13 protein-coding genes are annotated in these 13972 nt (G+C 37.8%); 7 read left to right on the plus strand and 6 right to left on the minus strand.

What is annotated here, in order from left to right; all coding sequences use genetic code 11:
* Position 1 precedes the first annotated feature (1 nt).
* Positions 2-1501 (minus strand): xanthine dehydrogenase small subunit, encoded by a 1500-nt coding sequence (gene xdhA / locus ACLCEG_RS07695; protein ID WP_410566951.1) that lies wholly within the window; start codon positions 1499-1501, stop codon positions 2-4.
* 260 nt (positions 1502-1761) lie between these two features.
* Between xdhA and folE the strand changes: the two genes are divergently transcribed.
* The gene (gene folE, locus ACLCEG_RS07700) at positions 1762-2310 is read left to right on the plus strand and encodes a GTP cyclohydrolase I FolE (protein ID WP_001187844.1); all 549 of its coding nucleotides are present in this window, start codon (positions 1762-1764) and stop codon (positions 2308-2310) included.
* A 147-nt stretch (positions 2311-2457) separates the two neighbouring features.
* Positions 2458-3609 carry an ADC family extended-spectrum class C beta-lactamase gene (gene blaADC / locus ACLCEG_RS07705; RefSeq protein WP_410566953.1) on the plus strand — a complete coding sequence of 384 codons (1152 nt, stop codon included), beginning with the start codon at positions 2458-2460 and terminating at the stop codon, positions 3607-3609.
* A 69-nt stretch (positions 3610-3678) separates the two neighbouring features.
* Here blaADC and ACLCEG_RS07710 read toward each other — a convergent pair whose 3' ends face one another.
* From ACLCEG_RS07710 to hemE, 4 genes are all read right to left on the minus strand, one after another.
* Positions 3679-5571 (minus strand): DUF4105 domain-containing protein, encoded by a 1893-nt coding sequence (locus ACLCEG_RS07710; protein WP_410566955.1) that lies wholly within the window; start codon positions 5569-5571, stop codon positions 3679-3681.
* 61 nt (positions 5572-5632) lie between these two features.
* Positions 5633-6103: a DUF3015 family protein gene (locus tag ACLCEG_RS07715; protein ID WP_134261929.1), complete on the minus strand. Its 471-nt coding sequence runs from the start codon at positions 6101-6103 to the stop codon at positions 5633-5635.
* Positions 6104-6248: 145 nt separating this feature from the next.
* The gene (locus tag ACLCEG_RS07720) at positions 6249-7043 is read right to left on the minus strand and encodes a DUF817 family protein (RefSeq protein ID WP_004700200.1); all 795 of its coding nucleotides are present in this window, start codon (positions 7041-7043) and stop codon (positions 6249-6251) included.
* A 6-nt stretch (positions 7044-7049) separates the two neighbouring features.
* Positions 7050-8123 carry a uroporphyrinogen decarboxylase gene (gene hemE / locus ACLCEG_RS07725; RefSeq protein WP_004700197.1) on the minus strand — a complete coding sequence of 358 codons (1074 nt, stop codon included), beginning with the start codon at positions 8121-8123 and terminating at the stop codon, positions 7050-7052.
* A gap of 303 nt (positions 8124-8426) precedes the next feature.
* Here hemE and ACLCEG_RS07730 point away from each other — a divergent pair, with 303 nt between their 5' ends.
* From ACLCEG_RS07730 to ACLCEG_RS07740, 3 genes are all read left to right on the plus strand, one after another.
* Positions 8427-9671, plus strand: coding sequence for a L,D-transpeptidase family protein (locus ACLCEG_RS07730; protein WP_410566957.1), 1245 nt, complete (start codon positions 8427-8429; stop codon positions 9669-9671).
* A 186-nt stretch (positions 9672-9857) separates the two neighbouring features.
* Positions 9858-10544: a pirin family protein gene (locus tag ACLCEG_RS07735; RefSeq protein ID WP_019457751.1), complete on the plus strand. Its 687-nt coding sequence runs from the start codon at positions 9858-9860 to the stop codon at positions 10542-10544.
* A 77-nt stretch (positions 10545-10621) separates the two neighbouring features.
* The gene (locus tag ACLCEG_RS07740) at positions 10622-10786 is read left to right on the plus strand and encodes a hypothetical protein (protein WP_174745477.1); all 165 of its coding nucleotides are present in this window, start codon (positions 10622-10624) and stop codon (positions 10784-10786) included.
* Between the two features lie 239 nt (positions 10787-11025).
* On the opposite strand, the gene ACLCEG_RS07745 is transcribed toward ACLCEG_RS07740, so the two are convergent.
* Positions 11026-11661, minus strand: coding sequence for a transcriptional regulator (locus ACLCEG_RS07745; protein ID WP_077169524.1), 636 nt, complete (start codon positions 11659-11661; stop codon positions 11026-11028).
* A gap of 255 nt (positions 11662-11916) precedes the next feature.
* Here ACLCEG_RS07745 and ACLCEG_RS07750 point away from each other — a divergent pair, with 255 nt between their 5' ends.
* Complete coding sequence (locus ACLCEG_RS07750) at positions 11917-12885, plus strand: threo-3-hydroxy-L-aspartate ammonia-lyase (RefSeq protein WP_410566959.1); 969 nt, start codon at positions 11917-11919, stop codon at positions 12883-12885.
* Positions 12886-12997: 112 nt separating this feature from the next.
* Positions 12998-13909, plus strand: coding sequence for an ornithine cyclodeaminase family protein (locus tag ACLCEG_RS07755; RefSeq protein WP_410566961.1), 912 nt, complete (start codon positions 12998-13000; stop codon positions 13907-13909).
* Positions 13910-13972 lie beyond the last annotated feature (63 nt).

Here is a 13972-nt window from a genome sequence, read left to right on the forward strand (position 1 = left end):
GTTAGATCTCCACCATAGCAATCAAGTCATTAACACGAGTGAGTGTTTGAGACAGAATTTTTTCTACATAAAAACGCTGTAAACAGTTTTTCGCGACGTGTAACCGATATGCCGAGCTAGCACGTCCATCATCTAAAGGTTGATAGTCTTGCGACAATACTTCTTGTGCCTGAACGATCAATTCTGATGTAAGTTGTTGGCCTTCTAATATGGCTTCTGCATATTTTGCACGTTTGGGAATAGCAGCCATGCCACCAAAAGCAATTCTGACATTGTGAGCGACACAATGATTATCTAGCTCACATGAAATAGCAGCGCATACCGCAGAAATATCTTGTTCAAAACGTTTAGCAATTTTATAGCTAGCAAATTTAAAACGTGGTTGCCCTTCACGAAGTGGAATAACAATCGACTCTACAAACTCACCAAGCTGTAATGCTGTTTTTTGATAATCTAAATAAAAGTCTTCCAAGGCAATTTCACGAGTCTGTTCACCTACGCGCAAAATTAAGCGTGTACCTAGCGTAATTAATGCTGGCATTGAGTCGCCAATAGGCGAACCATTGGCAATATTTCCACCTAAAGTTCCAGCATTTTTAATAGGCATGGAAGCAAAACGGCGCTGTACTTCCTGAAAGTCAGGATAAAACTCTGAAATTTTGATGAGTGCATCACTCAAACTGACATTTGCCCCAATCGTTAAAGTATGGTCTGTGACTACAATCTTTTTAAGCTCTTCAACCTGACCGATATATAGCATATCTCCTAAATTACGGCCTTGTTTTGTGACCCACAAACCAACATCTGTACTACCTGCAACAATACGGGCTTGCGGCAACTGTAAACGTAGAGCGGCAAAATCCCGCAAAGTTTTGGGTGCAAAAAATTGCTGAACATGATGATTTAAATGCAATGCTGGTAATGCTTGAATGTCTTTTAATACATTAAGTACTTTTTGACGTTCTAATTGAACACGCGGATAGTCATATGCTTTTTTTGCTGCATCTAAAATAGGTCGATAGCCCGTACAGCGGCACAAATTTCCAGAAAGATAATCACTGATTTTATCTTTGCTTGGTGAATGTTGTTCATTTTCATACATTGCCCATAACGACATGATAAAACCGGGCGTGCAAAAACCACATTGTGAGCCATGCATATCCACCATTGCCTGTTGTACAGGATGCAATGTCCCAGCTTGTGTAGGTAATAAATTATGAAGATCTTCAACTGTAAATAAAGCTTTACCATCTAAAGTCGCTAAAAACTGAATACAGGCATTCACGCTCCGTAATTGCAAGCTGTCATTGACTAACTCACCAATCACTACTGTACATGCACCACAATCGCCCTCAGCACAGCCCTCTTTTGTACCAGTCTGCCGATTCTTACCAGTTTGGGTATATTCTCGGAGAAATTGTAAGACCGTCATTGTGGGTAATACATTTTCTACTTGTTGCTGACTGCCACGAAAAAAAAAGGTAATTGGACGTTCTGACATTTTTTATCCTTATGCTCTATAGTACGGCATATTTGCAAATATGATGCCATGAGGCGATCATTTATAACTTAACTGTATTAGTCGCACATTTCATGTTCAAATACTTGACTATTAACGATAAAAAACATGAAATTTATTCACCATTTATCCAACGCGTACCGAACAGGATAAATATAGTGCGACGAGTTATGAACATCAGGTCATGTTTCTGATACAATGCCGAGCTTGTCTAATAGAGTAAATTTATACGCCTTATGTCAATGCAGCAATCGTACGCAAACATTCTGACTGCCGTCGGTGAAGACCTTAATCGTCCCGGCCTTAAAGATACGCCTGTGCGTGCGGCTAAAGCTTTTTCATATTTAACTTCTGGCTATAGTAAAACTTTAGAAGAAGTCACCAATAATGCTGTTTTCCCATCAGATAACCATGAAATGGTATTGGTGAAAAATATTGAATTTTATTCGCTTTGCGAACATCACCTCCTTCCATTCTATGGCCGTGTTCATGTTGCCTATTTACCAGAAGGCAAAGTTCTTGGCTTATCTAAATTTGCACGTATTACCGAGATGTTTGCTCGTCGTTTGCAAATTCAGGAAAATCTAACTCAGCAAATCGCTGAAGCTGTGGCTGAAGTGACTGGTGCTCGCGGTGTTGCTGTCGTAATTGACTCTGCACATATGTGTATGATGATGCGTGGTGTAGGTAAACAGGAATCTACAACTCGTACAGTTTCTTTTGTCGGAGATTTTAAAACTGACAAAGAAGCACGCCGTGAATTCTTAAGTGCAGTACCAGAAAGCTACTAATCTGGTAGCTACTGCAAAAAAGCCCGACTCAGTTGGGCTTTTTTATATTTAGATAAAGCACTTACTCTATAAAACATAACAATCAAATTATGTGATTTTTGTTATAAAAGCTCGCATCTTTCTTTTTAGATAATTTATGAGTTAATCATGCGACTTAAAAAAATTTCTTACTTACTTTTACCTTCTCTAGTTATTTTGAATACTTCAATTTATGCAGGTAATACTGCTAAAGACCAACAAATTAAACAACTTGTAGATCAAAATTTTAAACCGTTATTAGAAAAATATAATGTGCCGGGTATGGCGGTAGGTGTTATTCAAAACAATAAAAAATATGAAATGTATTATGGCCTTCAATCTGTTCAAGATAAAAAAGCTGTAAATAGCAGTACCATTTTTGAGCTAGGTTCTGTCAGTAAACTATTTACCGCTACAGCAGGTGCTTATGCTAAAAATAAGGGAAAAATCTCTTTTGAAGATAAGCCAAGTAAATACTGGAAAGAGCTAAAAAACACTCCGATTGATCAGGTCAATTTACTTCAACTTGCTACTTATACCAGTGGTAATCTTGCGCTACAGTTTCCAGATGAAGTACAAACAGACCAACAAGTTTTAACTTTTTTCAAAGACTGGAAGCCTAAAAATCCAATTGGTGAATATAGACAATATTCCAACCCAAGCATTGGTTTATTTGGGAAAGTTGTTGCTTTGTCTATGAATAAACCTTTCGATCAAGTCTTAGAAAAAACCATTTTTCCAGATCTTGGCTTAAAACATAGCTATGTCAATGTACCTAAAACTCAAATGCAAAACTATGCATTTGGCTATAACCAAGAAAATCAGCCGATTCGAGTTAACCCCGGCCCGCTAGATGCACCTGCCTACGGCGTTAAATCGACCTTACCGGATATGCTGAGTTTCGTTAAGGCCAACCTAAATCCACAAAAATATCCGGCAGATATTCAACGTGCAATTAATGATACACATCAAGGTTTCTATCAAGTAGGTACCATGTATCAGGCGCTTGGTTGGGAAGAGTTTTCTTACCCTGCAACCTTACAAACTTTATTAGACAGTAATTCTGACCAGATTGTGATGAAGCCTAATAAAGTCACTGCTATTTCTAAAGAACCTTCAGTTAAAATGTTTCACAAAACTGGTTCAACCAATGGCTTCGGAACATACGTCGTATTTATTCCTAAAGAAAATATTGGTTTAGTCATGTTAACCAATAAACGTATTCCAAACGAAGAACGTATTAAGGCGGCTTATGCTGTGCTAAATGCGATAAAGAAATAATCATCTTTAGCTAAAACAAAAAAAGAGAAATAGATGAAATCTATTTCTCTTTTTTTATGAATATACGATTTAAAAGAACCAGACATATCCTAAGCTTGATTTCATCCAGTCCAAATGATTTTGCTTTTCATAATCCCAATTCAGGCGAATAGCATTATTGCTATTAATGGCATATTGCCACTGGGTATTTAAGCGTAAGTTCCATTGGTTTTGGTCTTCCCAATAGGGTAATTCAACTTGTATCACTGAGTTAAAGTTTTCAAACCACTGGTTCATACAGCCTATAGTTGGCCCCATTCCTACACGCCAACCTTTATCTAAATTTGAACCTGCTTGAACATAAGCTTGGACTTGTCCATAGCACACATGTTTACGGTCATAGTCCGCAACACTATAGCCAACTTGGGTATTAAAACTCGCTACACCATGCTGTTTTTCATCACTATAAACGCCGTCATGAACCGCTTCTTGACGCCAGCCTAAGTTAAATCCCCAAGTGAGAGGTGTTTTGAATGGTTGAATCGGGTTATAGGAGTTCACTTCAAGTAGATCAAGACGTTCTAGCTTTAAATGATCATCTCTCCACTGGGCATTACCATTTAAAAAAAGCAATTGAGTACCAGCACGATACCCTCCTTGAGGGTCAATCAAGTCATGGTAAGCCTGTCTATGCCCAATCTCGATAAACTTGTCACCTTGTACTTCGCCCAGTTTTAGCGAAACATTGCGTGCATTATGGCCTTGTGTTGGCTCGGTAGAAGGTCGTTTAGGTTCTTGGCGTTGTTTATCTAAATCAATCTGACTTCTTAAAGCCAAAAGCTGCCTTAGCTGTGGTTGAGCAAAACTTTCTTCAACTTTTCGACTAATGAATTGTAGATATAAATCATCGTAAGCCATCTCAAGAATTTTGGCCTGATCTGGCTGACTATACGACTTAAGTATTTCGGAGGACTCTTTAGTTGGCATCATGGCTACCTGATGAGCAACTTTTGCCAAAGACGCGCCATGCTGATGAGCTTGAGCTAATAATTGAGTCTCTAAAGCTGGTCGATACACAGGAGGATTCGTAAGCCCTTGCTGCTGCATCGCTTTAATCGTTTCCATTGGAATAGAAGCGTAATTAAACTTTTCTTGTAAGTTAGACTCAGGTTTGACCAAATCAACCAATCCCAATAAACGATAGGCGCAGTTGTCACTCACAAAATAATAAGGGAAGCTCACATGTTGCATTTCCCAAATATGAGACACTAAAAAACGTGTTTCTTCAGGAGATAGATTTAACTCATATTCCCATAAATCACGGCTTTCAAAATCACCATACTCTTTTACCTTACGATAATAAGGCATTAGTGAATATTCACCCGGATACTGCCCTGTTAAACCTTTCCATGCATATGACCAGTTGTCATTGCCTGCGACAGTGGCTGCATAATTTACAGCGTAAGAAACGAGGTTTAACTGTTTTTGATCTTTAGGGTCTAAGCGTAATAAGGTATGTCCAAACATTGAGCTTGGATTGCCCATAAAGTCTGTAGCGTAAATTAGCGTCGCTTTATAAGGTTTAATCTGGCCAATCCAGTTTTCAAACTCTGAACATTTTACTTGCGGTAATTCATTTTCTTGAATGCCTAATTGCTTTATAAGCCATTGACTTCGTGCAGGAAACTTACAACGAATTGATTGATTGTCTGGAGCTGGTGCAAATAATGCTGTGATATCTGCTTTCTGTTCTTCTTTTAAATTATTTTTCCCATTTGGCGCCATAAAGTAACCAGAGTAACTTACTTCACTCTTCTGGTTTTTATTGGCATACATCAGACGTTGCCATGTGATGTCTTGATCTAACTTTTTTTGTTCTGCAATAGACCAGTAGTTTTGAATAGATGGATTTATTTCTGCTGAATACGCAATATTAACTGCCAATGAGGCAAAAATTAAAACAACCGATTTCATTAAGCTCATCAATTTTTATCATTAAATATAAGAAAAACCCTGCCAAATGACAGGGTTTTCAATTTCAAACTTATACGTAAGCTTTTAAAACGTCGTCTTTAGCCATTACGTTTTGTAATGATGCTAATACTTGAAGTGTGTTTTGGTTGTTTGCTGAATAGATTTCACCAAAGTTTGCTTTTGAAACTTTGAAGAAACGATCTTTGTCTTGTGGTTTAATTTGCATTAACTCAGCAAGTACATTTAGGCTTTCACCTTGGCCTACAGCCATATCACGCGCTAAAGTTTCTGCATTTTCATTTGTGAAAGTAACAACTTGAGCTGTTACTGTTCCGCCTTGACGGCAGCCTAAAGTACCAAAAGTAATACCTAATAATTGGTTAGTAAAAATACCGTTTGTTGTTGCAGCAAGAATTTTAGGCACCACTCCTTTTTGGCCAGCCCATACTTGCGTACCCACACCACAACCTACATCGTTATCAGCCATAGCAACACTTGAACCAGCTGCTAACAAAGCAGCTAAAGCTAATTTTTTTAACATAGATGTATATCTCCAAAAATCATTATTGATTTGTTTCTTATGTATTGTTATGTGTAACTATTATTACACCCTTCAAAGATAGCGATAAGCCAGTCATTTAGCAATTAAAAATTAAATAATATGATAAAAAGTGAAAATGAAATTTTTACTTTAAATTCCAATTACCTTGATTATCTCGATGACCTAATATTTTAAGAACTAATACTAAACTTAGCAGTAATAGTAAATACCACGAACCAAGTTTACCCCATCCCACCATATGCCAAGCATTAATCTGACTTGGGTAAACCCAAATTTTATAAAATGTACTAATATTTTCAGCAACCCAAATTATGAATGCGAGTGTCACCAACACAGGGAGCATTGGCGTTTTAAACTTACGTTCATTTATTTGAAAATAAAGTGTAGTTTTCCAGAAAATATAAACACTAAATGCAAATAAAATATAGCGAATATCAGGAATAAAGAATTTACTCATAAAGTTAATATATGAGAAAAATGCGAGAAAAAGCATGCTTCCAAAGCTTGGCAGTTTCTCAAAGGAAACTTGAAATAGTCGTATTGAGCGAGCAAAGAAACTGCCTACAGCCGAGTACATAAAGCCTGCAAATAAAGGCACAGTAATAATTTTAAATACCGCAGGCTGCGGGTATTGCCATGAAGCAATGCCGGGGTGTGTCAAAAAGATTTCCATGACCATTGCCATGATATGAAATAAAGCAATGACTTTGGCTTCTTGCCATGACTCCAGCTTTAGATATAACAAGCAAATTTGAATAATGAGTGCATAGATGAGTAAATAATCATAACGATAAAAACCCATATATTCATGGCTACCCATCGGTGCTGTCAGGGCAAAAGCTATTAAAAGCAAAATACCAAACAAGGCTGCCGAAACAGCCTTGCCGATAAAATGAATTGGTAAAGTTAGGTGGCGCACAAAGAACTATCCTAGATATTTAGCACTATACTCATGCACTGTATCTACAAAGATTTTTGGTTGCGCAGGATCTACCCACTGGGTAATGCCATGACCCAAGTTTGCAACATAACCAGTCTTCTCACCATTTGCGTAAGCGTCATCTAACATCGCTTTTACGGCTTTTTCAATCGTAGCTGCTGAACCATATAAAACAGCCGGATCAAGGTTCCCTTGTAGAGCAACACGACCTGCTACAGTTGTACGGGCTGTATTTAATGGTGTCGTCCAGTCTAAACCTAAAGCATCTGCACCTGTTGTAATCATTGGTTCTAACCACTGACCGCCACCTTTGGTGAATACAATGACAGGAATACGGCGCCCATCTTTTTCACGTTGCAGACCCGCAATAATCTTTTTCATATAGTTCAAAGAGAACTCTACATATTCACGGTGTGCTAAAGCACCGCCCCAACTGTCAAAGATTTGAATTGCTTGAGCGCCCGCATCAATCTGAGCATTTAGATAGTCAATCACTGAATCTGCTAAATGGTCGAGTAGCGCATGCAAAACTTCTGGCTGTGCATACATCATTTGCTTGGTAAAACGGAACTCTTTACTTGAACCACCTTCAACCATGTAAGTTGCTAGCGTCCAAGGACTACCCGAAAAACCAATGAGTGGAACCTGACCACCCAAAGCAGAACGAATTGTACTTACTGCGTTCATGACATAATCAAGATCAGATTTAGCATTTAACTTTGGTAAATTTGCTACATCTTGTTCAGTACGAACCGTTTTATGAAACTTAGGGCCTTCGCCTGTTTCAAAGTAAAGACCCAAACCGAGTGCATCTGGAATAGTTAAAATATCTGAAAATAAAATTGCTGCGTCTAAATCATAACGACGTAAAGGCTGTAAAGTTACTTCACAAGCAAACTCCGTATTTTTGCATAAAGATAGAAAGTCACCCGCTTTTGAGCGTGTTTCGCGATATTCAGGCAAATAGCGTCCTGCTTGGCGCATCATCCATATCGGTGTGGTGTCTACAGGCTCACGTAATAAAGCACGTAAGAAACGATCATTTTTAAGTGTCGTCATTGCCGATCTCTATCTTTTTCATGTGGCAGCATCATATCAAAACGTAGATGTTTTTATAATTTCAATTTCATACAAAAAACTTGTCAATCCACTAAAAAATGCATATTTACACAAAAGTCTACTGCAAGAAGCTCGGTTTTCTGCAATACTTGCAACATGTTACATCGGGTTTATTGATATTCCTTTAATGCTTAAATTCACCAATATTGAATGCGCAAAAATTGCGTTGTTGGTAATTTTATAAACGTTAGGATCAGTCTCCTTGCCCTATTGCTTATATGAAAATTCTTAAGGTTGAATTACATGTTTGTTCGCTCATTACTCGCTATGAGTTTAAGTTGTATTATTGCTAATGTTGCTTTGGCTGCGTCAACAACTGAGCAACCACTGAACCCTAAAAAAGTATCTGCTCCTGTAGAAGATCCAATTGATCCGCTTGCTGTAGATGCTGCTTCAACTGCAAAAGCCCAAGCGCAGACACAGATTACTGCTCAAGAACAAAATGATTTAAATCGAGCGTCTACAACATTACAAAATCTACAAAAAGCTGAAGACCCAAATGCTGATTCAGGCATTGCTGCTTCAGAACCAACTGCACCAGCTAAAACAGCGACAGCCACTAAGACTTCTGCTCCTGCTCCAGCTGTTTCATGGACATTAGATAGCTTAAACAATGCTGACTGGTACGAAAACATTGGCAAAGGCCAACTTCCAGTTTATGCACGTGCTCACGTTATGTTGAACAATGCACATGCTTCGCCGGGTGCGATTGATGGCATGAGCGGTAAAAATACCCTAAAAGCAATTGCATCTTTCCAGCAAATGAATGGTTTATCTCCTACTGGCGAGTTAACTAAAGAAACTTGGGATGCACTTGTTGCAAAACAAACAAAACCAGCATTTATTGAATACACAATTACTGATGCAGACTTAAAAGGTCCATACGCTGAGTCAATTCCTTCTGACTATGCATTACAAGCCAAAATGAAAGGTTTGTATTACACTCGCGTGAGTGAAATGTTGGGCGAGAAGTTCCATATTGATGAAGGTTTCTTAAAGAAACTAAACCCAAAAGCAACCTTCAAAAAAGTTGGTGAGAAAATTATTGTTCCTAACGTACGCAATGACTTACCAGAAGACATTCATTTAATTATTGCGCATAAAGGTGCAAAACAGTTGTATCTGTTTAACAGCCGCAATCAAATGGTAGGTTCCTTTCCTGCAACAATTGGCAGTACTGATACGCCTTCTCCGACCGGTACTTATAAGGTAGTTGGTGTTGCGCGTAACCCTTGGTATAGCTATTCACCTTCGAACTTCGTACAAGGTAAAAACTTAAAACCACTTTCTTTACCACCAGGCCCTAACGCTCCTGTAGGTAATATCTGGATTGGTTTAAGTAAAAAATCATTCGGTATTCACGGTACACCAAACCCATCTTTAATTTCTAAAACTGCATCACACGGTTGTATCCGTTTAACCAACTGGGATGCTAACGATTTAGGTAATAAAGTACGTGCAGGTGTTACTGTTAAATTCTTAGAATAATCCTTTAAAAAAGAAAGCCTGCTTTATGCAGGCTTTTTTTATACTTAAAATTTAAAACGAATATTTATTGATATATCGATCATATTAAAAACGCAACAATATGTTGCATCTACTCTATTTTTAGCTTCATTCTACAGGTTTAACATAGTCCTCAAGAGATCAATAATAATTTGAGGAGATCGAGTCATGAATGCTTTTTTGCATCGTAGTGAAGATCGTGGTCATGTTAAAGCGGGTTGGTTAGAGTCTTATCATAGCTTTTCATTTGGTAACTGGTATAACCCGAAATATATGGGTGTAAGTGCATTACGCGTGATTAATGACGACAGAATTGATGCCCATAACGGTTTCGGCACGCACTCTCATGACAACATGGAAATTTTAACCTGTGTGCTTGATGGTGCAATTTCACACCGTGATACGATGGGAAATGAAGGCCAAATTAAGGCTGGTGAATGGCAACTCATGAGTGCTGGTACAGGCGTGGCGCACAGTGAAATCAACAACACTGATACACCTGTCCATCTATTACAAATCTGGATTATTCCAGACGTAAAAGAAGCTGAGCCAAACTACCAACAAATTAATTTGGACCCACGTAAAGATCCAAATAAATGGCATTTAATCGCAGGGCCTGATGCAAATGCACCTATGCACATTCGCCAAAACGCAGAAGTAAAATCTGCAGTATTGGAAAAAGGAAATGAACTTCCTGTTGAAACATCAAAACGGGTAAATTACGTTCATGTGATTTCAGGTGTAATTCGTATTGGTGATCAAGAAGTTAAAGCTGGCGATGCTTTAGTGTTTGAAGATAACGCCGTGATTCATGCACTTGAAGACAGTCAATTTATCTGGTTTGATTTACCTTAAACAGCTAAAAGCCCTTTTATATAAAAGGGCTTTTTAGTCACTACTACCGCCACTATCGCAGCTGCTTGAGTCCGAAGATGACGAACAATCATTTGAATAGCTTGAGCTATGATGATGGCTATTGTCATGAACATGATGGTTTGCTGACGATGAATAATCATGCTCACCCGATGATGAATAATTCTTTCGATAGCGAAGAGCTGCAATTAACAGAAACAGTCCAACACTGGAAAAAATGGTAATAAATACAATAAAAAACACCTTCAAATAACGACCTCCTAAATAAATCTATATAGATGATTACTGTATCACCTACTTCTTTATTTAAATGCCCCATGCTGATTAAACAAGTTATTTTTTGATAAATACCACAACACTTTCAATGTAAAAACTGGATGAGTAACCTTTCAAAATAATTCAAAAGTTACACACTACCACTCTCAACATAGCTTAAATAAAACCACTCTCATTTTATAAATTATTAAAAATCGTTTTGAGTTTCCTTTACATATAAATAGGCACTTGCTCTAGATATACCTAAATGCTGAGCAACCGTCTCTACAGCCTTTTTAATGTCTAATAAGCCATTATTCTTGAGTTCATGTATTAATTGTTTTCGCTCATTGAGTTTTAGCATACGCGGTGTCGTAGCATGTTTTGAGGCAAATTGATCGATATATCTTCGAATTGCTTCTGTACCATTCGGCTCAAGATTTTCAATAATGTTGTCAGTTTCAATTTTAGTGAACTGGTCTAGAGCACTTTGCATTCCCCTAAATAGGGTTAAATCTATATTCATACATAAAGCGGCCACATATTGCCCTTCTTCATCTTTAATTCCTATAGACGTACTTTTGGCAGGCCGACCATCTGCAAACTGGTTTGCGTAGTTTGAAATGAGGTTTGGAAATTCTGGAGACATGATTCTAGCCAGCCCTAATTCGGTTGCTGGATCTCCAATTTTTCGACCAGATAAATTGTTATGTATAGAGAGTATGGCATGCTCAGGATTTGTTAAGTCATGGACAACAACTTCGCAAAAAGGAAATAGCGTTTCACTTAGCCCCTTCGCGATAGTATCTAGTTGAGTGAGTAAATGTTTATCACGATTGCCCAATGTATTTCCTCCTAATGACTTAGTTACTATTTCAAACCCTAACGTAAAGCATGCAATAGTAATTTAGACTTTTTATCTAATTTTAAACTTAATGTAAATCAAAATCTTATATGTCATTGTTATCACATTAGAAAATAAAGTTAGACATTTTATCTAAAAATATATATTTTATCTAAACAAGGTCAGTATATTGTGCGTTGCTTGAGCAATAGTAAATCTTGCATCCGAAAACATTGAATAGCATTAGGTTTAATTATGAAAAATTTAACCCTTCCCACTTATGAAGATGTCGCAGCCGCTGCTGAACGTATAAAAGGTTTTGCAAATAAGACTCCTGTTTTAACTTCACGTACTGTAAACAATGAGTTTGAAGCAGAAGTATTTTTTAAATGTGAGAATTTTCAGCGTGTTGGTGCTTTCAAATTTCGTGGTGCAATGAATGCTCTTTTGCAATTTAGTGAAGCTCAGAAAAAAGCGGGTGTGGTTGCTTTCTCTTCAGGAAACCATGCACAAGCAATTGCACTGTCAGCAAAAACGCTTGGTATTCCAGCCATAATCGTTATGCCCCAAGATGCTCCTGCGGCAAAAATGGCAGCAACGCGAGAATACGGCGCCGATATTGTTGAATTTGACCGCTATAGAGAAGATCGGGAAAAAATTGGAAAAGAAATAGCTGAAAAAAATGGCCTGACACTCATACCATCTTATGACCACCCTCATGTAATTGCAGGTCAAGGAACGGCTGCAAAAGAGTTATTTGAAGAAGTGGGTGATTTAGATTATTTATTTGTATGTTTAGGTGGTGGCGGTTTATTGGCAGGTTCTGCCCTGTCTGCTCGCCATCTCTCGCCTAACTGTAAAATATATGGCGTTGAACCTGCTCTAGGAAATGATGGACAAATGTCTTTTAGAAAAGGAGAAATTGTTCATATTGATACACCACAAACCATTGCCGATGGCGCTCAAACTCAATATTTAGGCAAATTAACATTCCCTATTATTCAAAAGAATGTGGATGACATTTTGACAGTAGAAGACGAAGAACTTATTAGCTGTATGAAGTTCTTTGCTGAAAGAATGAAAATAGTGGTTGAACCGACAGGATGTCTCGGATTTGCTGCTGCACGTAATTTAAAGCATGAGTTAAAAGGCAAACGTATAGGCATCATTATTAGTGGTGGCAATGTCGATATTTCTAAATATGTAGAGTTTTTATCTGCTTAATAAAAGTTATTGTCTATGTATGATGTTATTTAAAGCGTCATAGATAGGCATTACATGCTACTCGTCTCTCGGCTTGCTCGTGTCTTAATTTAAATAAACTTTTGGAGATATGATGAGATTTATTTCTGAGTCTGAATCTGCTGCTCTCATCAATCATGAACTGGCTTATGACGCCATTTACCAAGCTTTAATTGCTGCAACTCAACCAGAAACCAAAAGTTTTGCTGTGGTTCACGGTCAAGGTTCCAATAGTAAAAATACGTTTAGTGTTAAGTCATCGGCGACCGAGCATTTGGCTGGTCTTAAAGTTGGTTCTTTTTGGGAAGATAACCCTAAACATGGTTTGCCTCGTCATAACGCGCTCATTTTATTATTTAATCAAGCCAATGGAAAAATGGCAGCAGCCATCGAAGCAGGCAAAGTCAACGCGTTTCGAACAGCGGCATCTAATGCTGTTGCAACCCAAGTATTAGCAAGAAAAGATTCAAAAGTATTGGCTATATTTGGTACAGGAAATCAGGCCAAATATGAATGTGAGGCTTTAGCGAGAATTAGAAATTTCGAACAGATTTTGATAGTAGGGCGCGACCCAACAAAAGCTGAAAAAATGGCAGATACCCTTAAACACTTAGGCGTTAAACTTCAAATTACGAGTGCAAAAGAAGCATGTGAACAAGCCGATATTATTGTGACCGCAACTTCTTCGCATACTCCTCTTTTTAAAGCTGAATGGGTCAAAGCTGGCACTCATATTTCATCGATGGGTTCAGACAAACATGGCAAACAAGAACTTCCGCCAGAGTTATTTTCACATAGTGGTTTATTTTGCGACCTTAATGTCCAGTCTAAACTCATTGGTGAATTTCAACACACGCCTGAGTCTGCAACCTTAATCAATATAGGTGATGTGCTTTTAGCAAATGCTCAAGGCAGAAAGTCTCAGGAACAAATCACAATTTATGACAGTTCAGGTTTATCTATACAAGATTTATATATCGCTCAGAAAATTTTAGAAATTTCTTAATATTGATCATTTAACTGCATCGTTCAGGCTGATGCAGTTAAATTAAAAGTATGTTCATTTTTA

Origin of the sequence: Acinetobacter sp. H1(2024) (assembly GCF_046557555.1) — a bacterium.
In the GTDB taxonomy this organism is placed as follows: domain Bacteria; phylum Pseudomonadota; class Gammaproteobacteria; order Pseudomonadales; family Moraxellaceae; genus Acinetobacter; species Acinetobacter seifertii.